A 20,969-nucleotide genomic window follows, 5' to 3' on the forward strand; every position below is an offset into this window, starting at 1 on the left:
TCGCAGGTCGCGGCTTCAATCGCGTGAGTGCGCGCCACTGTTCGCAGCCGCGTTCCGAGGGAACTGAGAGTTCAATTGCGAGGTTGTACCAACATCATCCGTTTCAGCGGGTGAGTTTCGCGAGCATGGGCAATCGATGCGCAAGCTGTTGTGGGCCGTGCTGATCGTGCTTTGTGCGGCGCCTCCGGCTGCATTTCTGTTCGCGTGGTCCGGACTTTACAATGTCGCGGCCTCGAACGGGCACCTGCCGATCGTCAGCTGGCTTCTCAAGTTCGGAATGGAGAACTCGATCGAGACCTATTCGACTGGCGTTGACCCACCGCCGCTGACGGATGCCGCGCTGGTGGAGCGCGGCATACTGTATTTCCAGTCGGGCTGTGCGCCCTGCCACGGCGCGCCGGGGTTGTCACGCAGCCCCGTCGCACTGCAAATGCTTCCGCCGCCGCCGGAACTGACAGACGCCGTGCACCATTGGTCAACTGCAGAGCTCTTCCGTATCGTGAAGCATGGAATCAAGTACACGGGCATGCCGGCATGGCCCGCGCCAGGCCGCGATGACGAGGTGTGGGCGTTGGTCGCGTTCCTGACGCGCATGCCGCAAATTCCGCCAGCAGAATACAAGACGGCAACCAGGCGGCACGATAGTGGCGGTGACGCCGCGCGCGCGATCGCGCACGAGGGTCTGATTGTCGGCCCGTTCGCGTGCGCAAGTTGTCATGGTGCGACAGGTCAAGGAAGCCCGCTTGGCAGCGTGCCCAGGCTCGCCGGGCAGAAAGCCGCCTATCTCGAGATGGCGTTGGAGGATTTCGCCACCACTGCGCGCCCGAGCGGCATGATGGCGCCGCCGGCCGTCAATCTCGACCAGCAACAGCGATCGGACCTTGCGCGCTATTATTCCTCGCTGAAGCCTGAGAAGGCCGACGAACCTGGCGAAGGCTCCGGTGAGTTGCAACGGCGCGGAGCCATTCTGGTCGAGCAAGGTGATCCGTCGCGCGGAATTCCAGCCTGCCAAGCGTGCCACGGCAAAGACGGGCTCGCACGTGACAACGTTCCGCAGTATCCGGCGCTCGCCGGCCAGCATCTCGACTATCTCGCAAATCAGTTGCGGCTTTTTCGAGCGAACAAGCGGGGCGGTCGCCTCGCTGAGGTGATGTCAGCCACGGTCCGCAATCTGACCGACGACGATATCGAGGCGGTGGCTTCATATTACAGCAGGCTGAAATAATCGCCGATGCGTGTCGGGGGAACGGAGATTGACGCGCCTCCGGCTGCGGCGCGAAGTCACCAGATCCCGGCTTCGCCGAAGGACAAAAACCTAAACGGATGCCTTGTTGGTCCGGCAACGGACCTGCTAAAAGATATCATTACAAGCGTCGATCCCGAAGGATTGCGGCAGATCCGCAATCGTTGCCCGATATCCCGGTGCGCTGGGATCGACCATTTGACTTCGCGCAGGCGATCATCGCCCCGATTGGGCCGTGCATCGCTACGCCAAGGAGCTTCACCGATGTACATCCCGCCAGCCTTCCGTGTTGACGATGTGGCCGACATTCATCGGGCCATGCGTGAGGCGCGTTCGGCAACGCTCGTGACCGCGACCGAGGAGGGGCTTATCGGCACGCCGCTGCCTATCTTCGTTGATGAAGGCGACGGCCCTTATGGCACGCTCTACGCGCATGTAGCTCGCGCCAACCCGCAGTGGAAGCTGGCGCCGATCGGCGAGGCCATGGCCATCCTCACCGGCCCTGAGGCCTACGTTACTCCGTCCTGGTATGCGACCAAGCAGGAGACACATAAGGTCGTGCCGACGTGGAATTATGTGGCCGTCCACGCCTACGGGCCCGTCGAATTCTTCGACGATGCGGATCGGCTTCTCGGCGTCGTAACGCGACTAACGAACCTGCATGAGCAGTCGCGAGTGCAACCGTGGGCCGTCGGAGATGCCCCGGCGGATTTCATCAAAGCGCAGCTCAAGGGCATCGTCGGCCTGCGGATGTCGATCTCGAGGCTCGAAGGCAAGCGGAAAATGAGTCAGAACCGCAACGCTGCCGATCGCGCCGGAGTTATCGAAGGCCTGTCGGAGAGCGACCGCCCGGAGGATCGCGTTGTTGCGTCCCTGATCCCCAATGGATGATCAGCCTGGACGCCGACGCGGCTACGCGTGTCCGAACGTTTCATCCTCGTGCAGGTAGTGAGGATTGCGCGGCTCGCCAGGCCGCGAGCTGGCGTATGAGAACCGGCACCGACATCGCAAGACCGATCAGTGTCGCCGTACGGCTCGGCGATATGACCAGGATCGAGGCGGCGCCGAGCCAGAACCGTTCGAAGTTCGAAATGCGAGCAAGGCCATAGCCTGTGAGGGCCATGGCAAGCATGACAACTCCGACGGCGCAGGCGATAGTCGTTTCGAAGAATTCGGCCCACGTGAATCCTTTGACGACGAGCAGCATCGCCGGCGAATACACGAAGACGAACGGCACCAGCGCCTTTGCGAGGCCCAGACGGAACGCGGTGTTGCCGGTCTTGAAAGGATCGGCGCCGGCCATACTGGCGCCAGCATAAGCCGCAAGCGCGACAGGTGGCGTAATGTCGGCGAGGACGCCGAAATAGAAGACGAAGAAGTGCGACACGAGCTGCGGTACACCGAGCATCGCGAGCGCAGGCGCCGCGATCGTCACCATGATGAGGTAGTTTGCGGTGGTTGGGACGCCACAGCCCAGCAGGATGCAGACAATCGCTGTCATGATCAGCGTGAAGAACAGCGTCATCGCCTTCGCGTCGAACAGGCTGGCCGGCAGGACTCCCCCGAGCAAGGCGGCAATGTCCGCAGCGGCTTCCGTAATGATGGTCGACAGCTTGAAGCCGACGCCGGTCAGCGTAACGATGCCGATGATGATTCCGACGGTGGCGGCCGCGGCGCCGACGCTGATTGCGTACTTGGCGCCGACCACGAAGGCGTCGAGAATGCTGAAGAGCCTTACCTTGCCCGCCTCGTCGCGAAGCACGTACAGGGCTGACACGGCGGCCGATGCGCCGATAATTGTCCCCATGCCGATCCACTCGGTCAGAATTCCGAGCCGAATGCAAAGCGCGACAGCGGCCGCGAAGGCGAGGGCAACGATCGGGCTGCGATTGGTCAGCCCAAGCACGAGGCAGCCCGTAATGCCCCAGAATGCCGCGAGATAGGGCGTGAAGCCCGAGAACAGCACCATGAGCAGCACGGCAAGCGGCATTGCGGTCGGCCAGTCGCGGCGAATGACGTCGCGCGCGATCGGCAGCTCGGATCGCGGCAGCCCACGCAAGCCGTGCTTTCGCGCCTCAAAATGAATCTGACAGAACACGCCGAAGAAATGCATGAAGGCCGGAACGATCGCAGCAAGGATGATCGTCTGGTACGGGACAGCGAGAAACTCCACCATCAGGAATGCGGCCGCGCCCATGATCGGTGGCGTGATCTGACCGCCTGTCGCGGCCGCAGCCTCAACGGCGCCGGCAAAGTGTCGCGCGTAACCAATGCGGATCATCGCTGGAATTGTGAGCGAGCCGACCGTCACGGTGTTGGCAATTGACGAGCCCGAGATCATGCCAAACAGCGCCGATCCGAAGATCGAGACTTTGGCGGGACCTCCGGAGAAGCGGCCGGTGAGCGCGGTCGCAAGGTCGATGAAGAAGCGGCCCAATCCGACGCGTGTGGCCAGGACGCCGAACAGAACGTAGTGAAAAACGTACGTCGCGACGACGCCCAGAGCGATGCCGTAAATACCCTGGCTTGTGAGATAGAGATGGTTGACGACGCTTTTCCACGTGTTGCCGGGATGCGCGAGGATGCCCGGCAACGACGGACCGTAAAGTGCGTAGGCCATCAAGAGAATAGCGATGATCGGCAAGGGCCAGCCGACACTGCGGCGCGTTGCTTCCAGCAGCACGACGATCATGATCGTGCCCATGATCCAGTCGATAGGGTCCGGGTTGCCGACGCGGAACTGAAGGTCGTGGAAGACGTAAGGTACGTACAGGCTGGCGATGGCAGCGGCGATGGCGCAAAGCCAATCGAGGAGGCCGATCCCGAGCGGCGAGAAAATCCCCGCCCGCGGCGGCGCGGTGTTGTTCTTTTTGCGCCAGGAGAAGACCAGAAAGATCAGGCCAAGCACACAGGCGATATGAATGCCGCGGTGCACGGTTTCGGGCAGGAGACCGAAGCCGGCCGTATAGTAATGAAAGCAGGAGAGACCGAAAAGCAAACCGGCCACGATCCCCGCCGCCGCGGGCAGCAGCGGACGGAATCGCATCTCCGGATCGAGTTCGCTCTCGAGTTTCTGGATTCTGGCGTCATCGACTTCCGGCGCAATCGTCATGCAGTCTCCGCCAATCGAGCCGCGTCCATCGCCTGGCCGCCTGCCGGCTACTTCAGCAAGCCGATCTCCTTGTAGAATCTCTCCGCGCCGGCATGCAGCGGGATGCCGATCCCCTGAAGCGCGGTCGCCTTCTGGATCTCCTTTCCCTTGGCGTGGCCGGCGTCCATTGCGGCGCGCGTCTTGTCACTCCAGAGCGCCTTGGTGATCTCGTAGACGAGATCGTCGGGCTGCTTGGATGATGTGGTCCATTGCGCGCCGACAGCGATCGTTTCGACGCCCTTGACGTCCTTGTAGACCCCGTCGGGGATTTTATCCTTGGCGAAGAACTTGTACTGCGCCATGATCTTGTCGCGCTCAGCGCCATCGATCGGCAGCAATTCGAAGCCGTTGGTTGCGGCCAGTTCGGACAGCGTGCCTTGCGGATATCCGGTGGTCTGGAAATAGGCGTCGAGCGAGCCGTCCTTGAACTTCTCTGCGGATTGCGCCTGTTTCAGGTATTCGGGCTTGATGTCCTTCTCGGTGACGCCGTAGGCGGCCAGCAGGGCGCGGGCGTTCACCAGCGTGCCCGAGCCTGGCTCGTCGATTGAGACGCGTTTGCCCTTGAGATCGGCAAGCGACTTGATCCCTGCGCCCTTCTTCACAACGACGTGGACGCTCTCCGGATAGAGATTGGCGATCACGCGCAGCTCTTCGATCTTCGGCTTGCCTTCGTAGATGCCGGTACCGGTATAGGCCCAGGCGTTGATGTCGGACTGGCTGAAGCCTGACTCCATCGAGCCGCCGACGATGCCATTCACATTGGCGACCGAGCCGTTGGTTGCAACTGCGCTGACATTGATCTTGTCCGTCGAGACCGCGTTGGCGATCATGCCGCCGACGGGATAGTAGGTGCCGCCGGTGCCTCCGGTCCCGATGCGGAAGAACCGTTGCTGGGCAAACGCCGGTACGCCGGTCAAGGCGAGCGCTCCAAAGCCGGAACCGAGCGACAGCATCCTGCGGCGGCTGAAGAAAGAGGTCATGCGTTCGTTCTCCTGATCCGGTACGCGTCGCAAGCCCGCGATATCTCGTCGAGGCTGGCGCGCAGCCGCAGCATCCTAGCGCCAGCGCATCCTGCGTGTCGATTGCTGAAGCTCTTGTGGCGGCCACAGCGGTCGCCGCCCGCCGCCCATGGAGCAGGCAACCGGCCGACCGAATGTGCACGAACTGCTAGCCAGCGCCATGCTCGAAAGCAGCAGGCCTTGCGGTTGCAAGGTAGGCGGCCTCCAGCCGTTGCGGCAGATCGGGTTCGGCGGTGCCGGCTTCCAGTGCTATCGATCCGCGGGCAAGTGCATAGACGCGGTCGGAGACGGCCAGCGCCTTCTCGATCAACTGCTCGACCAGCAGCACCGCCGTACCCGCCGCGCGCAATCGCCGCACCACCTCGAGCACGCGGTCGACCAGCACCGGCGAAAGGCCGGCGGAGGGCTCGTCCAGCATCAGCAGGCGCGGACGCCGCACCAGTCCCTGCGCGACCGCCAGGATCTGCTGTTGTCCGCCGGACAGCGAAACGGCTCGCTCGAGCCGCTTGGCGGCGATCTCCGGGAACAGGTCGAGGACCTCCTCGACGCGGGCAAGGCGATCTGCGCGCGGCAGGTCGTAGGCGCCGAGCAGCAGGTTGTCGAGCACTGTGAGCTGCCTGAAGACGCGATGTCCTTCGATGACATGCGCGAGCCCGGCCTTCACGGCGTCGCGCGGATGCAGGCCTTTAAGGTCGCGGCCGGCAAAGCGAACGTTTCCGGCCCACGGCAGCAGGCCCGACACCGCCCGCAACAGCGTGGTCTTTCCGGCGCCGTTCGGGCCGAGCAAGGCGACCACTTCGCTTTCGCGCACAGTCATGTCGATGCCATGCAGCACCCTGATCTTGCCGTAGCCGCTGAAGAGACCGGCGATATTCAATAGCGGTTCAGGCGCCGAGATAGGCATCGACCACCTCGCGATGTGAGCGGATTTCCGCCGGCGTGCCGGCGGCCAGCTTTCGACCGAGATTGAGCACAGTGACGCGGTCGCACACGTCGAAGATCAGTTCGGCGTGATGCTCGACCAGCAGCACGCCGGTGCCGGCCCTGGCGATCGCCGCCAGCAGCGCGCTGAGTTGCGCGATCTCGTTGGCCGAGAGCCCGGCCGCGGGTTCGTCGAGCAGCAGGAAGGCGGGACGCAGCGTCAACGCGCGTGCGATCTCCGTGAAGCGCAGCTCACTGTGCTGCAATCGGTCGGCCCGTACCTCGGCGAGCCGCTCCAGTCCCACCGCCGCCAGGGCCTGCATGGCGCGCTCGCGCAGCATGGTCTCGTCGCGGCGATGGCGCGGCAGCGACAACAGCGATTCGACGAAAGTGCCCATCCCGTCGATCGTGGCGCCGATCATGACATTTTCAAGCACCGAAGCCGAGCCGACAATGCGAGGCGTTTGAAATGTCCGCGCGATCCGCACATGCGCGCGTTGCGCCGGTGCGAGCACAGGAAGCGCCGCGCCGTTCATTCTGACTGCGCCGCGTTGCGGCGCGTAGTAGCCGGATATGATGTTCAACGTCGTCGTCTTGCCGCTGCCGTTCGGGCCGATCAGCCCATGCACCTGAGCGGGCTCGATCTTGAGATCGAGTTCGTCGACCGCGCGGAGCGCGCCAAAACTCAAGCTCACGCCGTCAAGCGTCAGCGCGCTGCGGCCCTTTGCTGTGCCGAGCAGGCGCGAAAGCAACTCGGGCCGCGGCATGATCGCGCGCCCGCTTTCGAGCGGACGACGGTTCTTGAAATCCAGAAGCTCGGCGATGCCTCCGGGAATCGCCAGGACGATGACAAGCAGCAGCGCCGCATAAAGAAATGTCGACCACGCCACCAGCGGCGCCGAGAACTCCGGCAGCACCGTCAGCAACAGCGTGCCCAGCAGCGGTCCCAGGATCGAACCTTGCCCGCCGATCAGGATGGCGATGAAGAAGAGTACCGAGAGGTCGATCGTGAACGCGTCGGGCGTGATGTAGGATTGCAGCGAGGCGAACAGTCCTCCGGCGACGCCAGCCACCGCACCGCTGAACAGAAATACCATGGCCAGCAACGCCGGCTTGGAGATGCCGCACGCCTCCGCGGCCACATCCGCGTCGCGGATCGCGGTCAGCGCCCGGCCAAAGCGGCTTGCGGCGATGTTCGCGGTCATCCAGGTGCAGATCGCGGCAAGCGCCAGGCAGAAATAGTAGAAGCCCCATTGTGAGTAGAACGGCTCGGGCAGGATCGGTCCGGGCACACCGACGCCACCGCCGGTGACGCTCTGCCAGGCCAGCGCCACCTGCGTGACGATTGTCGCGAAGCCCAGCGTTGTGATGGCGAAGTAGAAGGTCCGCAGCCGCAGCGCCGGCAGGCCGATGATCAGACCGAACACCGCCCCGACGACGCCTGCAATTGCCAATGCCAGATAGGGATGCAGCGGCGGCATCACGTTGCCGGCCGTCAGCACGCTTGCGGTGTAGGCGCCGAGCGTCAACAGCGCGACCCAGCCGATCGCGATCTGGCCGGCGAAGCCCACGACGAGATTGAGGCCGGCGACCAGCACCCAGTAGATGCAGGCTCGCGTCGCGATGACGCCCCAATAACCGCCGCCGAACAGCGGAAACGTGAGGCCGACCACCAGCAGCGCCAGAAGCGGCAGCGCCACACCAAATGTGAATCTTGTGCCGGGCAGTTCTGACCGGCTCAGGCGTAGTTGAGACATCGACGCCCCCTTCAAACCCGACGCGGTGTGACCCCACCAGCAAGGCCCTCTGGCCGCACCAGCAGCACGAGGATGAACACGGTGAACACGGCGACCGAGGCGAAGATGCCGCCGACGAGAAAATTGGCGGTCTGCTGAAACAGTCCGAGCAGCAGGCCGGCGACAACGGCGCCTCGGTTGTTACCCATCCCGCCGAGCGCAACGGGGACAAAGCCATAGAAGGTCAGCAACGGCGCATTTCCGAAGAAGGCCAGCAACATCTGTCCGCCGGCGAAGCCGGCAAGCGCGCCGATGACGCCGGCAAGTGCGAAGCTTGCCATTCGCAAGCGGCGTTCGGGCAAACCGAGCGCACGTGCGGCATAGGTGTCTTCGGCGATGGCGAGGAAGGCGCGGCCGACCAGCGTGCGACGATGCAACAGCTCCAGGCCGACAATCACGACTGCACAGGCGAGCATCGGCAGCCAGAACTGCTGATCGAATCCGCCGCGCGGGATGTCGATCAGCCGCGGAAACGGTCGCGCCTCGGTGCCCCATTCGATTGCGGTGAACTGCTGAACCATCAGCGCCAGCGCGAGCGTGGAGAGGACGTAGAGGTGCTGATCGAGACTCTTCAGCACCGGTCGAACGGCGACGATCTCGGTGACGAGACCGAACAGCGCGCCGCCGGCCAGTGCGAGCAGGAAGCCGGCGGCCACCGGCATTCCCATGCGGGCAATGAACAACGCGCCAAGTATGCCGCCCAGCATGCCGAGCGTGCCGGCCGTGAAGCTGAACACGCGCGAGGCGGAATACATCACGTTGTAGGTGATGCCGATCAGTGCGTAGATGCAGCCGATCGCCAATCCCGTCGAGACGATCGATTCAACCATCGCTCAGGCGCCGTAGCCTGGAGCAAGGCGGAATGCGCCGTCCTTGAGCGAGTTAGCCTCGACCATCACGACCTGTTCGTCGGGATATCCGTCGTGCTGCTCGGGCGTGAACGAGATGTCGCCGAAAACGCCAGCAAATCCTTTAAGCTTGTTGAGATAGCCGACGATCTGCTGCGGCTCTGTGCCGGCGTTCTTCATCGCCTCGGCGATCATCCGCGGCGAGTCGTAGCCGATCGCAATCCACCACAACAGCGTATCGCCTATATCGATTTTGGCGCTCTTCAGCCGGTCGAGAAATTCCCGTGTGCGGTCGGTGAGCTGGCCGTCGGACTGATAGCAAACGGGGCGGAAATTGTTGGGATAGACCTTTGCCCAGTAGTCGAGCTTTTCGAGCAGATCCTTGGTCTGGCCGGAGCCGAGCGTGGTCTGGCCGACAATGGGTACGTCCCATCCCATCTGTCCACGCGTATTGATGATGCGCGACAGGAACCCTGCGTTCACGCTCCAGGGCATGATCGCTTCGGTGCCGGCGGACTGCATGCGCAGGAGCTCGGGTTTGAGATCCGGATTGGCTGCGTCCACGTTGCCTTGATAGACTATGTCGGCGCCCATGCCCTTGAGCATCGGCACATAAGCGTTGACCGATGCGGTGCCGTAGCCCGTCGTGTCGCTGATCACCGCGACCTTCTTCTTCTTCAGGATGTTGACCACGTAGCGGTTCGCGGCGGCGCCGATCTGCTGGTTGGTTGGCGCGTTGCGGAAGCACATCGGATACTTTTTCGGATCGGTCAGCGTATCGACCCAGCATGGATGCACTTGTGGCGTATTGGTCCGCGCCAAAAGCGGCACGACCGCGAGCGACTCGCCGGAGTTGACCGGACCGAACACCACGCTGACCTTCTGCCCGCGTGTCAGCTCGGCGGCGCCGTTGACGGCCTTGGTCGGATCGCTCTGCGTATCGCGGGTGATCAGTTCAATCTGCCGGCCATCGATGCCACCGGCGGCGTTGAGTTCCTGCACTGCCAACTGGATCCCGCGGTTGATGCCGATGCCCGTCGATGACGAGGGACCGGTGAGCGCGGGCAAATAGCCAACCTGTATAGGGTCTTTCGCAGCGATCGCCGGTTTTGCAAGGCCACTCGCGAAGGCGGCTGCGCCGGCGGATACCAGAGCTTGACGACGGGTCAGCGTCATTTGTTTTCCTCCCTAAAGCGTTTCAGTCACTCCCAAGGTTTTTTGAATTCTTTTGACTTGCGATGATGCATTATAGCTTTGCCGCTTTGGCGGGCAAAGCTTCAGGTTCGTAACATCAGCGCGCACCGGGCTCTGAGCGTTCTGCCAGTGCGAACGGAGCGATGGTTAGATTAGGCGCGATCGATGACCTTGGATATTGGGTCGATTGTGCCGTGTGGGGGCACGGCCGCACAGGATAGCGCCGGAACATCGCGCGCACCCGGCGCGGTCTCGCGGGATATGAAGGTCGTCAGTAGAGTTTCGTCCGGTAGGCGTCGTCCATTGTCTTCTCGGCGACATCCACAGATATGGCCGCCGTCTGCTCGGCGATGATGCGGCCGAGGGTCGGGAAGCTGTGGCGCTCCACCTGCGCTTGCGGATCCCACAGCTTCGAGCGCATCAGCGCCTTGCCGCAATGGAAGTAGCATTCCTCGACATGCACCTTGATGCCGATCGTTGGTGCAACGTTCTGCACCGTCAGCGGCGTCAGCAATGCCGGATCCTGGGTGATCTCAGCCTTGCCGTTGACACGCAACGTTTCGTTGATGCCCGGCACCAGAAAGATCAGGCCGACGCCCGGTGAGGCCATGATGTTGCCGAATGTATCGACCCGGTTGTTGCCGCGCCGGTCGGGGATCAGCAGCGACTTGTCGTCGAGCACGGCGACGAAGCCCGGCGCATCCCCGCGCGGGCTTGCATCGGCGTTACCGTTCCCATCGCTGGATGCGAAGACAAGGAACGGTGACAGTGCGATGAAGTCGCGGCAGAACCGGTCGAGGTGGCGCAGGACCTTCTTCTCCGCGAGCGGGCTCAGCTTCCCGAAATGCGCGCGCAGATCATCCGTGGTCCGGACCAGGGGCTTGCCGCCCGCACCGTGCTTTTCCATTGCAGCCCTCCTTCCGTTGGATCGTGCGCTCACGCAGGCTCGACGCCGCACCAGCCCGCGATGAACAAAGCGAGCGTCTTGGTGACCTTCTTCACGGATTCGAGCTCGACACGCTCATTGAAACCATGAGCGTTTTCCATTCGGGCACCGAAGCAGAATGCGGGGACGTCGTAATCAAGGCCATAGAAGCGTGTATCGGTCAGGCCGGTGAAGTAGGCGTCTTCGAGCGGACCGCCGAACACGGCTTCATACGCCGCAGCGAGCACCGTCTCGCTTTCCTGTGCAGCGCTGACCTCGTAGCCCGGCGACAGAAAGCCGGACCACACGACCTCGGGCATGTTGTCGGCAAGGAACGGATGAGTCTTGGCGGCCTTCTCGACGCAGGCGACAATTTCGGCCTGACATTCTGCAATCGTCCAGCCCGGCAGGATGCCGATGCGACAATCGACGTCGCACCAGGCCGGGACGCTCGAGGCCCAGTCACCGCCCTTGATGATGCCGGGGTTGAAGTTGAGTGGATGATTGACCGTTTTGAAGAAGTGATGGGACTTTGCGCGCTCGTTCCACTCGGCTTCCAGCCCTTCGATGGCCTGGATCAGGTGATAGGCGGCCTTGATGGCATTCGAGCCGGTGCCGGCCTGCGAGACATGGACAGGCAATCCTCGCACTTTCAGGCGGAACCAGATCACTCCGACCTGGGCGCGCATCAGCTTTCCGTTGGTGGGCTCGGGAATGAGGCAGGCGTCGGCGCGGTAGCCGCGGTGCAGCGTCGAGAGTGCACCAAGCCCGGTGCTCTCCTCTTCGATCACCGACTGCAGATGAATTCGTCCCTTCGGCGCGAGCCCGGCCGCCTTCAGCGCATCGAGTGCGTAGAGGGCGGCGATCGTGCCGGATTTCATGTCGCCGGCGCCGCGGCCATAGAGCCAGCCGTCCTCGACCACGGGGCGAAAGGGCGGTCGCTGCCACATGTCGAGAGGGCCGGTCGGCACGACGTCGCAATGGCCTTGCAGGATCAATGATCGTCCCGTCTCCTGCGCCGGCCGATAGGTTCCGACAACCGTGCGCGCGCGCGAGAAGTCGGTCTCGACCGGTCCATAGCCCGGCAGTGCCTTCAGGTCGTCCTGATTGATGATCCAGTCGTCGACTTCGTAACCGCGCTCGCGCAAAAGACGCGCCATCATATCCTGGCAGGGCCCTTCCTGGCTGCGCGTGCTCGGAATCGCCGCAAACGCGATCGTGGTCGCGATCTGCTGCTCAAAGGCCGCATCAACGGCGGCTTCGATGCGTTCACGTGCACCAGCGGGAAGGGGAATGACGTTGCTTTGAGACACTTGATCGGCAGACATGGATCAGTCCTTGCAGAGGTGAACAGCGGGGAAATGGTCGGAGCTGCGTCTTGTCAGTACGCGTCACCGTTCGCGGTCATGCTAGCACCTCGCGGCGTTGCGCCAAGCGGGCCGCGTGTGCAGGCCTCGCGCGGAGTGCAATACGGCTGTGGCCGGTCCTACCTCGACAATGCGGTCGCTCTGCAGGACGATCACTCGGTCGGCGCCGTGAATTCGCGCATGTTCATGGACCAAACCCTCTGTTCCGGATTGGCCTATCGTGACCGAGCCTGCTGTTTTGTGCTATACGGAAGGGGACAGCAATCATCGCGATCGGGCCAACTGGCCCGGAAGATGCATGAAGCTGTGAGGAGATCAGGGCACCTCGCATCAAGAGTCCAGATGAACATCAATGTAAGAGCCGGCAAGGCACCGGCCGACGGCGATAGCCATCAACGCCCGTGCCACAAGCGAGTCGGACCGAAAGCTGCAGCGAATTATGCTGGTCATCTGCAGGCCCAGAAGCGGCCGGTCGTTGCGATGGCGGCGGCTTACCCGTCCGAAAGCAAAAGCACGCGGCACACGCATCGTCGGGGACAGTTCATCCTTCAGACTGCCGGCGTTACCTCGATGATGACGGAACGGGGCAACTTTGTCATACCGTCGGGCCACGGCTTATGGATTCCTGCAGGCGTGGTGCATCAATCGTGCGCCTGGGCTGACGTCGAGATTCAGACCATCTATGTCGAACCGGATCAGGTGCCCAACTACCCTGCGACCTGTCGCCTGATCCGCGCTTCATCGCTGCTTGAGGCGCTCATGGATGAAGCAGTCCAAATGCCGGTAGACTACGACGAGGACGGACGAGACGGTCAACTGGTCGATCTGCTGCTTGCGGAGATCGGCCGGATGCCTGAGGTCTTGCTGCACGTGCCAATTCCGCTGGATCGGCGGCTTGCCCGGATCTGCGAGGCAGTCATTGCTGATACGAGTTCTGACCTTACCCTCGACGATTGGGCCGATCGTAGCGGACTGAGCCGACGCACCCTGACGCGAATGTTCCGCCGTGAGACCGGCCAGAGCTTTTCGGCCTGGCGCCAGCGCGTCCGGTTGCTGGAAGCGCTCGCGCGCCTCGGCGCCGGCGAGTCTGTCACCAATGTCGCACTTGATGTCGGGTACGACAGCCCGAGCGCATTCACGGCAATGTTCAGGCGTGAACTCGGTGCTGCGCCGCGTCACTATCTGCGCTGGGCCGACCAGGAGATCGTGTTGCGATAGCTGAGCGCGGTGGAGCGCTGAGCAACCCGAGGGTCAATTGTCTTGGCCGGGGACGAACTGTTGCAGCGCGCTTTGCATGATCGCCGCGGTTACCGGTCTTCTCTCAAGACAGCGTGAGGTCGGACCGGCGACAACGATCGACAATTGCCGCGAGCCGAGTGGCAGCGACAGCGAGACACCTGCAAGATCGGCGATGTATTCCGACGAACTCTGATGGTAACCACGGTTGGCCGCCTGCCGTAGCTCTGCCTCGATCGTATCGACGCTCATCGGCGTCGTCTCTGAGAACTGCTCGAACTTGATTTTCCGATAGATCGCACGCCGCTCTTCCGGCGAATGCTGTGCGAGAATCGCGCGACCGACCGAGCTCGCATAGACCGGCACGCGATCTCCGACCTGGGCGAAGTAACGCACGGACTGCGTCGACTCGACGACATGCAGGAACACGACATCGGTCCCTGCCAATGCGCCGATTGCCGTCGTTTCCCCGGTCTTGTCGGCAATATCGGAGGCAAGCGCATACGCTGCATCCGGCAGCGGTTCAGCATCGGCAACGGCGCGCGCCAGAGTGAGCCACCTCGGCGTAGGATAGTAGCCGCTGCGGGCGCGGGGTTCGTAAAGCCAACCCTTCTCGGCGATGGTGCCGACGAGATTGAATGTGCTGGAGCGCGGCCAGCCGAGATCGTCGGCAATCTCGGCGAGCGTCGCCGGCCGCCTTCGGCGCGCGAAATACTCCATCAACTCGAGCACGTTGGCGGCTTGCCTGACCAGCATATGCGCCCGCTTTTCTCCATTAGATGCCGCGGCTTCGACACGCCGCGCCGTCGGACGCGGAGCAATTCCCTTGACTCAAAATTCATAACCACGTTTCATGAATTCATAAACAAGAATTTTGCTGGAGCAACGGATCTGCCGCCGGCAACGCGATGGGATGGATTCATGAGAACTTTCAAATATTTATTGACCCTCGTGGGGGTGTTGGGCGGTCTGAGCTCGGTGGCTTCGGCCCAGACGCCGATCAAGCTCGGCGTGCTGGCCGATATGTCCGGTATTTTCTCGGACATTGGCGGCATGGGCGCCTACGAGGCCACCAGGATGGCGGTCGAGGATTTCAACAAGCTGCCGGGCGCCGACAAATTCAAGGTCGAGGTCATCGCCGCTGACGCGCAGAATAAGCCGGACATTGCGCGAGGCATTGCCCGCAAATGGTTCGATACCGAAGGGGTCGATGCGCTGGTCGACTTACCCACCAGCGCCATCTCGCTTGCGATCGCACCGCTTGCTCAGGAATTGAACAAGGTCGCGCTGTTCACCGCATCGGGCACGTCGGACCTGACAGGAAAGGCCTGCACGCCGAATTCCGTGCACTGGACCTATGACACCTGGGCGCTGTCGCATGGCACGGCGGATGCTATCACCAAGAGTGGCGGCAAGAGCTGGTTTTTCATCACGGCGGATTTCGCGCTTGGACATTCCCTTGAGCGGGACGCGTCGGCGGTGGTCGGCGCCAACGGGGGAAAGGTCGTCGGCAGCGTCAAGCATCCAAGCGACTCGAATGATTTTGCTTCCTATCTGCTTCAGGCCCAGGCATCCCGCGCTGATATCATTGCGCTCGCCAATGCCGGCGGCGATACGATCAAGGCAATCAAACAGGCGTCGGAGTTCGGCATCATTCAGGGTGGGCAGAAGCTGGCAGGAATGCTGCTCTTTATTTCCGACATCCACTCTCTCGGCCTGAAGACTGCACAAGGCCTGCAATTGACCACGGCGTTCTATTGGGACCTCAACGAAAAGACGCGGAGCTTCGGTGAGCGTTTTGCGGCAGCCAACAAGGGGCGATATCCGTCGATGAACCAGGCGGGCGCTTATTCTGCCGCGCTGGCGTACCTGAAGGCGGTGGCAAAGGTCGGATCGCCGAAGGACGGTGCCGCCGTCGTCAAGGCAATGCGTGAGGCGGGAACGTTCGAGGATCCGCTGTTTGGCAGGACATCGCTGCGCCAGGACGGCCGCGTTGTTCACGACATGATGCTGGTGCAGGTCAAAACGCCTGCAGAGTCGACGAAGCCTTTCGACTACTACAAGATCATTTCGACGATTCCAGGAGCTGAAGCATTCCGGCCGCTGAAGGAAGGCGATTGCCCGCTCGTCAAATAGGCGACCGATCGGCTCCACCGTCGAAGCCTCGCCAATGAGACACGCCGGCTTGCGATCGCACTGTCTTCCGCGGGACTGCTCCGCGTGGTAGCGCACATTGTCGCCGCTTTGCGGGGATCGGTAGCGACAGACGCCACAGGAGACGTGCACGCCCATGGGACGATGGCGAGATCTGACGACCAGCACGTTCGATTGCGAGAAGACGCCCGTGTCCGCGTCCCGTGGCATGGCGGTGACCAATCATCCGCTGGCGTCTGCAGCGGCGCTGGAAATCATGGCGCAGGGCGGCAATGCCATTGACGCTGCGGTGGCGGCACTGTTTACGCTGACTGTGGTCGAGCCGATGATGGTCGGTATCTTCGGTGGCGGTGTGGCGGTGATCAGACTGGCCGACGGCCGCGAACTGGTGATCGATGGTCTCGCCACGGCACCGGCGATGACGCGGCCGGACAGCTACACGCCGGTCTCCGATACTTGGCCCGACTACATGGAGACGGAGGGGCGCGCCAATCGCGTGGGCCCGAAAGCGATCGCAGTTCCGGGCAATCTGATGGCATGGTGCGAGATTGCACAGCGCTTCGGCAAGCTCGACCTGCCGACGCTGATGGAGCCGGCTATCCGCCACGCGGTGCGCGGCTTTGAGGTGACGCCCTATCTGGCCACCTGCATCGAAGAGACTGCAGCGGATCTGGCGCCTGATCGAGCCATCGCTGCGATCTTTCTGCCGGATGGCAAGCCGCTTCAGGCGGGCAGCCGGCTCATTCAATCCGACTACGCCGCAACGTTGCGCACGATTGCGCAGTCCGGTCCAGGCGTCGTGTACGGCGGTGAACTCGGGCGAACCATCGCTGGCAAGCTCGAAGAAGCCGGCTCCTTCATCAGGCTGGAGGATCTGGTCAACTACCGGACCATCGAGCGGAAGCCGGTGCGCGGGACCTATCGCGGCGTCGAGATCATTGGACCTCCGCCGCCGTGCTCAGGTGGCGTGCACACAATCCAGATTCTCAACATCCTGGAAGCCTACGACATCCGCGCCTCGGGATTTGGTACGCCGCAAACGCTGCATCTGGTGATCGAGGCGCTGAAGATTGCCGCGGCGGACCGTCGTGCGGCAACTGCCGATCCGGCATTTGTCGATGTCCCGATCGAAAAGCTGATCTCCAAGGATTATGCGAAACAGCGTCGCGCGGAAATCGACCCAAAGCGCGCGGGCACCTACGCCTCGAAAGTGCTGTCAAATGAGTCTGCAAACACCACGCATGTCACGATTGCGGATGGTGACGGCAACATCGTCACCTCGACTCAGACCATCAACAGTCTCTTCGGCGCACGTCTCGTGATTCCGGGAACCGGCATCATTCCGAACAACTACATGTTCCTGTTCGATCCGCATCCCGGGCTGGCGTTGTCGCTGATGCCCGGCAAGCGCATCACCAGCGGCATCTCGGCGCTGATCGGCAAGAAGGATGGCAAGCCGTTGTTTGCGCTGGGGCTTCCAGGCGCGCACCGTATTCCGTCGTGCGTGCTGCAAGCGGTGCTCAACATCGTCGATCATGGCATGAGCGTGCAGGAAGTCGTCGAGGCGCCACGGGTTTTCAGCTGGGGCCTCGAAGCCGAGATCGAGCGTGGGTTTTCGGAAAGCGTGCGCCGCGAACTCGCTGCACGAGGACATGATGTCGTCCCGGTCGATCATGTCGGCGGCGGCATGTGCGCGATCACCTTCGCGCCGGATGGGGCCATGACAGGCGCAGCGTGCTGGCGTGCCGATGGCGTAGCGGCGGGGATGGGGGGCGGACTGGCACGCGCCAACACCTCGTTCTGGCCGGATCCGCGCCGTCCGTCCATGCGGCAATCGTAAATACTGTTCGCATCAGGAGCTTGGTCAGGGCCTGTTGGCGAGATTGATGGTAACTCGTGCCGTGCCAGCATTTTTCTTATAGAATGCCGAGATCAACCCCGGGACGGCAATGACGGCGTCGTTCACATAGAGAAACACTTCGCCTGACCTCCTTGCGATGAAAGCGGAACGATAGGCGTCAATCGTTGGATCGCGAACCGGCACGGGTTCGAGGAAGTACTCATCGACCCCCGTTTCCCCAATGCGCGCCACGGCCATGTACCAGCGCCGGAAGAGAATACGTCGCAACGGAAGGATTGCCGGCAGATACCAACGGAACGGTTGCGACGCGGACGTGTAGCCGATTGGGCTCGTCGCGACATCGTCGTCGCTCCATGGCTTGTCCACGGTGAGGACAATCTCGTAGCGATAGCCTTCTCGTACCTTCAGTCCCGTCGGCGCGCATAGCGATTTGGTATCGAACGGAAGCGCGGCTTGTGGAATGCCGAGATTGATTTGAACGAGTTTGCTCTCCTCCGTGCCCTTGCAGACCGCGCCCATGGCGTCGGCGACATTGAAGAGAAAATGACTGGCGAAGCCCAGGACTGCGACTGCGCCGCACGCAGCAAACAGGAACGGCAGCACGCGAAGCCGTCCTGTTCGTATGATCCATCGATACACGCTCCAGGTCCGGAAACGGTAGATGGCATGCTGTATCGCGCTTGCCGATACCGGGCTGATGCTGCCGTGTGACGCCCAGATGCGCCGCATGGAATCCTTGATGGATGCCTGCAGGCGCCCGCCAAGCAATAGAAGAGCGGTAAGCGCGAGGACGCCAATCGAAAAAAGTTCGGGATTTCCTGCATACCAGCTGGGCCACCACTGGAGCGATTCTGGAATGAAAGAACCGACGAGGCGGATGAACTCCGAAACAAGACGAATCGGGCTTTCGAATTCGTGCTCCGCATTGCGGTCGTGAATGAATGGAAACAGCACGAGATAGAAGGTGGCGGCCAGTGTCAGGAAATAGACGCCGCGCCGCATCCACACATAGTTCCAGAGGCGCTCCTGCGCGGTGTGCCTGTTGACCACCTCTTGAGGTGCCTCGAATTGGGGCGGCGTCACGGTGCCATCGTCATGAACGACGACGTATTTCTCCGGCAGCCCGATCGGTCCGTAGGAATTGGCGCCGCTGTCGATGCGGCCGAATACGCTATGATGAATTTTTGGAATATCTATCTTAACGCCGGCATCGGGATCGTTGCACAGGTCGAAGACCTTGCGGGGGCCATAGCGGTAATAGCCGCCGAGGCCGGAACGTGAGTTGTACATTCGGCCATCTTTATCCTGGCTTGATGCAATGAACTTCGTCGTGTCCGGCTCGGCATCCGGCGCAGACTTGAACTCCAGTCCGCGCTTTCTTGCCTCTTCCACCAGCCAATAGAGCGGCACAAACGCGAGCGCATCGTCTGGATATCCGCCGCCGACGTTAGCATGCATTCCGGCGAACCAGACCTGAACGATGCGTTCGTTGTCGATCGAGTAAGGCGCCTGGGGAGGCGCCGGCTCATTCTCTTCCGTCCACAGGACTGGATGAAAGGTCGTTCGCTCGTCGTCGAGAGCAATCGCGTGGCGCGCATAGCGCACGCGTTCGTTCAACACGCGGTCGGGGAAGTGCAGCGGCCAGATCCAGTCGCTCACGCCCCGCGTCATTTCGTCCATCGGCAGGCCGTAGGCTGCGACCGTGTCCCACAGGCCCAGGAATTCAATGGATGGTACGTACGTGTTGTTGGCCTTGTCGTATCGCTTTCGGCGGCGCAACACATCCCAGATGCGAACGAAGGCGTCCCGCAGATGGCGGAATGGTATCTCAATTCGCCACAGTGAATGATATCCGCCGGCGCGATAGGCGCGGTAGGCTTTGCGAGCCAGGTCGTGCAACTCGGCTTCGGTCTCGGCCTTCACCAGCCCCTGGCTCAGCACAAAACCCGTGATCACTCTCGCGGTGAACGCGCCGCGGCTGAATCCGAACAGATACAGCTTGGAATCACTGCGATAGTTGCGGCAGATGAACTTGTACGCGTCCAGCACGTTGCGTTTGAGGCCCCATCCAAATGCGCCACCAAGAAGCGCCAAGGGTACGAAGGACGATGTCCCGACGCCATCGTCGTACTTGGCGGCCTGCGTATCGGCGCGCAGATCAAGGGATTGGAAAACCCGCCATACGTTCGTTCGCCAGACGCTCGAGGCGGCATTGCCGGTGCCGTCCGACAGAATAATTATGCGCTCAGCCATCGCTCCCCCTAACCGGCGGCCGCGCTCGCTTGCTCAGAAATGACTGGCCACGGGGCGGGACGGCCGCGAAGAATTGGTTCTTCGCGGTCTCTCCACGGTTCAATTTGCCGATGACCTGAGCCCCACGGGTCGCGCTCTGCCCAGCGTTCGTCCGTGCCCGCAAGTTCTCCCAAGATCGGTATGGCTGCAATGGTTGTGGATAACTAATTCTGTAGCGGGCGACCTTTATCAACTCGGGAAGCGGGCCGACTGCGGTGCATTTGGCAGACGCGTTCGCCCGGACAATCGGCCGCAGGCAAGGCGCCTGTTGTATAAGCACGGGACGCTACCGTACGACCGCATAATAATAATCTGAAGCAGATGCCCTTGTGCCGCAGGCCGGGCTGCGCACAGCCCTGACGCACTCAAGGCGTGCGAATAATGCGAATAATGTGTGCAGAACGTCCGCTAACGTTCCGATCTGAGGTCTGCGGACCCCACGTTATATAAAGTCAGCCCACCTCCTCATCGCCACGGCGGTTCGTAGCGATTCGGGTTGAGACGACGCTGGCTGTTATACGAGCCTGGCGGCGGAATGCCGTTATGCCACGGCGACCCGGCGCGCCTTCTCTGCCGGCGAGGAGACGTAGTTCAATAGGACGCAGATCGAGTTCGCCTCTTGTTCAGAGAGCCCGACTGCAAGCCTTTCGCCCAGCAAAGCAAAATGGCTGTCGTGCAGATCCCAGATAAGCCAATTGTCCAGGGGATCAGGAAAGGCCTCGAATCGCGCGTCCACCGAATGCACTCCCATTCTTCTTGTTTTGGCCGGCGGATCGTCTCGACAGAAGTTGAAGAGAATGGGGCGAGACTGGCGCTTGAGCAATTCAATGTTGTGAGTGTTGCAAATGAGTCGCTTTGGAGGTTCCGTGCCGGGCCTTGGAGTGTTGCGTCCGGTGGTGTGGGACCAGCAATCTGGCGCGGAGCTCGTTCCGCGCTTCGCGTGAGCGATAACCGCTAGGGCT

General features: G+C 62.1%; 16 protein-coding genes. 5 read left to right on the forward strand and 11 right to left on the reverse strand.

Annotated elements, in window-relative coordinates:
• Window positions 1-136: 136 nt before the first annotated feature.
• Together RCO31_RS30970 and RCO31_RS30975 are read left to right on the forward strand one after the other, a co-directional pair.
• On the forward strand, window positions 137-1,225 hold the full coding sequence (locus tag RCO31_RS30970; protein WP_308972198.1) for a c-type cytochrome: 1,089 nt from the start codon (window positions 137-139) through the stop codon (window positions 1,223-1,225).
• A gap of 282 nt (window positions 1,226-1,507) precedes the next feature.
• Window positions 1,508-2,134 carry an FMN-binding negative transcriptional regulator gene (locus RCO31_RS30975; RefSeq protein ID WP_308972199.1) on the forward strand — a complete coding sequence of 209 codons (627 nt, stop codon included), beginning with the start codon at window positions 1,508-1,510 and terminating at the stop codon, window positions 2,132-2,134.
• A gap of 40 nt (window positions 2,135-2,174) precedes the next feature.
• Here RCO31_RS30975 and RCO31_RS30980 read toward each other — a convergent pair whose 3' ends face one another.
• The 8 genes from RCO31_RS30980 to RCO31_RS31015 all read right to left on the reverse strand — a co-directional run bounded on the left by RCO31_RS30980 (window position 2,175) and on the right by RCO31_RS31015 (window position 12,425).
• A complete protein-coding gene (locus RCO31_RS30980; protein WP_308972200.1) occupies window positions 2,175-4,355 on the reverse strand; it encodes a TRAP transporter permease in 2,181 nt (726 codons plus the stop codon).
• 47 nt (window positions 4,356-4,402) lie between these two features.
• The gene (locus RCO31_RS30985; RefSeq protein ID WP_308972201.1) at window positions 4,403-5,374 is read right to left on the reverse strand and encodes a TAXI family TRAP transporter solute-binding subunit; all 972 of its coding nucleotides are present in this window, start codon (window positions 5,372-5,374) and stop codon (window positions 4,403-4,405) included.
• A 187-nt stretch (window positions 5,375-5,561) separates the two neighbouring features.
• On the reverse strand, window positions 5,562-6,317 hold the full coding sequence (locus tag RCO31_RS30990; protein WP_308972202.1) for an ABC transporter ATP-binding protein: 756 nt from the start codon (window positions 6,315-6,317) through the stop codon (window positions 5,562-5,564).
• Entirely contained in the window at window positions 6,298-8,091 is a 1,794-nt protein-coding gene (locus RCO31_RS30995; protein WP_308972203.1) for a branched-chain amino acid ABC transporter ATP-binding protein/permease, read from the reverse strand. The genes RCO31_RS30990 and RCO31_RS30995 overlap by 20 nt, the downstream gene beginning before the upstream one ends.
• 11 nt (window positions 8,092-8,102) lie before the next feature.
• Window positions 8,103-8,960 carry a branched-chain amino acid ABC transporter permease gene (locus RCO31_RS31000; protein ID WP_308972204.1) on the reverse strand — a complete coding sequence of 286 codons (858 nt, stop codon included), beginning with the start codon at window positions 8,958-8,960 and terminating at the stop codon, window positions 8,103-8,105.
• A 3-nt stretch (window positions 8,961-8,963) separates the two neighbouring features.
• Window positions 8,964-10,154, reverse strand: coding sequence for an ABC transporter substrate-binding protein (locus tag RCO31_RS31005; RefSeq protein ID WP_308972205.1), 1,191 nt, complete (start codon window positions 10,152-10,154; stop codon window positions 8,964-8,966).
• A 289-nt stretch (window positions 10,155-10,443) separates the two neighbouring features.
• Entirely contained in the window at window positions 10,444-11,079 is a 636-nt protein-coding gene (locus tag RCO31_RS31010; protein WP_308972206.1) for a pyridoxamine 5'-phosphate oxidase family protein, read from the reverse strand.
• 29 nt (window positions 11,080-11,108) lie between these two features.
• A complete protein-coding gene (locus RCO31_RS31015; RefSeq protein ID WP_308972207.1) occupies window positions 11,109-12,425 on the reverse strand; it encodes an ArgE/DapE family deacylase in 1,317 nt (438 codons plus the stop codon).
• Between the two features lie 381 nt (window positions 12,426-12,806).
• On the opposite strand from RCO31_RS31015, the gene RCO31_RS31020 reads away from it, so the two are divergent.
• Window positions 12,807-13,682: a helix-turn-helix transcriptional regulator gene (locus RCO31_RS31020; protein WP_308972208.1), complete on the forward strand. Its 876-nt coding sequence runs from the start codon at window positions 12,807-12,809 to the stop codon at window positions 13,680-13,682.
• Window positions 13,683-13,715: 33 nt separating this feature from the next.
• Here RCO31_RS31020 and RCO31_RS31025 read toward each other — a convergent pair whose 3' ends face one another.
• Complete coding sequence (locus RCO31_RS31025) at window positions 13,716-14,456, reverse strand: IclR family transcriptional regulator (protein WP_308972209.1); 741 nt, start codon at window positions 14,454-14,456, stop codon at window positions 13,716-13,718.
• 165 nt (window positions 14,457-14,621) lie between these two features.
• Between RCO31_RS31025 and RCO31_RS31030 the strand changes: the two genes are divergently transcribed.
• Together RCO31_RS31030 and ggt are read left to right on the forward strand one after the other, a co-directional pair.
• A complete protein-coding gene (locus tag RCO31_RS31030; protein WP_308972210.1) occupies window positions 14,622-15,836 on the forward strand; it encodes an ABC transporter substrate-binding protein in 1,215 nt (404 codons plus the stop codon).
• A gap of 154 nt (window positions 15,837-15,990) precedes the next feature.
• Window positions 15,991-17,694 carry a gamma-glutamyltransferase gene (gene ggt / locus RCO31_RS31035; protein ID WP_308972211.1) on the forward strand — a complete coding sequence of 568 codons (1,704 nt, stop codon included), beginning with the start codon at window positions 15,991-15,993 and terminating at the stop codon, window positions 17,692-17,694.
• A gap of 24 nt (window positions 17,695-17,718) precedes the next feature.
• Here the strand turns inward: ggt and RCO31_RS31040 are convergent, their stop codons facing one another.
• Window positions 17,719-19,968 (reverse strand): DUF2235 domain-containing protein, encoded by a 2,250-nt coding sequence (locus RCO31_RS31040; protein WP_308972212.1) that lies wholly within the window; start codon window positions 19,966-19,968, stop codon window positions 17,719-17,721.
• Between the two features lie 580 nt (window positions 19,969-20,548).
• Complete coding sequence (locus RCO31_RS31045; protein WP_308972213.1) at window positions 20,549-20,743, reverse strand: hypothetical protein; 195 nt, start codon at window positions 20,741-20,743, stop codon at window positions 20,549-20,551.
• Window positions 20,744-20,969: the final 226 nt, after the last annotated feature.

Origin of the sequence: Bradyrhizobium sp. LHD-71 (genome assembly GCF_031157255.1) — a bacterium.
GTDB lineage: Bacteria > Pseudomonadota > Alphaproteobacteria > Rhizobiales > Xanthobacteraceae > P52-10.

Bases quoted from the DNA above. Each gene is read 5' to 3' on its own strand.
- RCO31_RS31005 (WP_308972205.1), bottom strand. From the start codon at position 10,154: ATGACGCTGACCCGTCGTCAAGCTCTGGTATCCGCCGGCGCAGCCGCC.
- RCO31_RS30985 (WP_308972201.1), bottom strand. From the start codon at position 5,374: ATGACCTCTTTCTTCAGCCGCCGCAGGATGCTGTCGCTCGGTTCCGGC.
- RCO31_RS31020 (WP_308972208.1), top strand. From the start codon at position 12,807: ATGAACATCAATGTAAGAGCCGGCAAGGCACCGGCCGACGGCGATAGC.
- RCO31_RS30975 (WP_308972199.1), top strand. From the start codon at position 1,508: ATGTACATCCCGCCAGCCTTCCGTGTTGACGATGTGGCCGACATTCAT.
- RCO31_RS31000 (WP_308972204.1), bottom strand. From the start codon at position 8,960: ATGGTTGAATCGATCGTCTCGACGGGATTGGCGATCGGCTGCATCTAC.
- RCO31_RS31040 (WP_308972212.1), bottom strand. From the start codon at position 19,968: ATGGCTGAGCGCATAATTATTCTGTCGGACGGCACCGGCAATGCCGCC.
- RCO31_RS30995 (WP_308972203.1), bottom strand. From the start codon at position 8,091: ATGTCTCAACTACGCCTGAGCCGGTCAGAACTGCCCGGCACAAGATTC.
- RCO31_RS30990 (WP_308972202.1), bottom strand. From the start codon at position 6,317: ATGCCTATCTCGGCGCCTGAACCGCTATTGAATATCGCCGGTCTCTTC.
- RCO31_RS31025 (WP_308972209.1), bottom strand. From the start codon at position 14,456: ATGCTGGTCAGGCAAGCCGCCAACGTGCTCGAGTTGATGGAGTATTTC.
- RCO31_RS31015 (WP_308972207.1), bottom strand. From the start codon at position 12,425: ATGTCTGCCGATCAAGTGTCTCAAAGCAACGTCATTCCCCTTCCCGCT.
- RCO31_RS31010 (WP_308972206.1), bottom strand. From the start codon at position 11,079: ATGGAAAAGCACGGTGCGGGCGGCAAGCCCCTGGTCCGGACCACGGAT.
- RCO31_RS30980 (WP_308972200.1), bottom strand. From the start codon at position 4,355: ATGACGATTGCGCCGGAAGTCGATGACGCCAGAATCCAGAAACTCGAG.
- RCO31_RS30970 (WP_308972198.1), top strand. From the start codon at position 137: ATGCGCAAGCTGTTGTGGGCCGTGCTGATCGTGCTTTGTGCGGCGCCT.
- RCO31_RS31030 (WP_308972210.1), top strand. From the start codon at position 14,622: ATGAGAACTTTCAAATATTTATTGACCCTCGTGGGGGTGTTGGGCGGT.
- ggt (WP_308972211.1), top strand. From the start codon at position 15,991: ATGGGACGATGGCGAGATCTGACGACCAGCACGTTCGATTGCGAGAAG.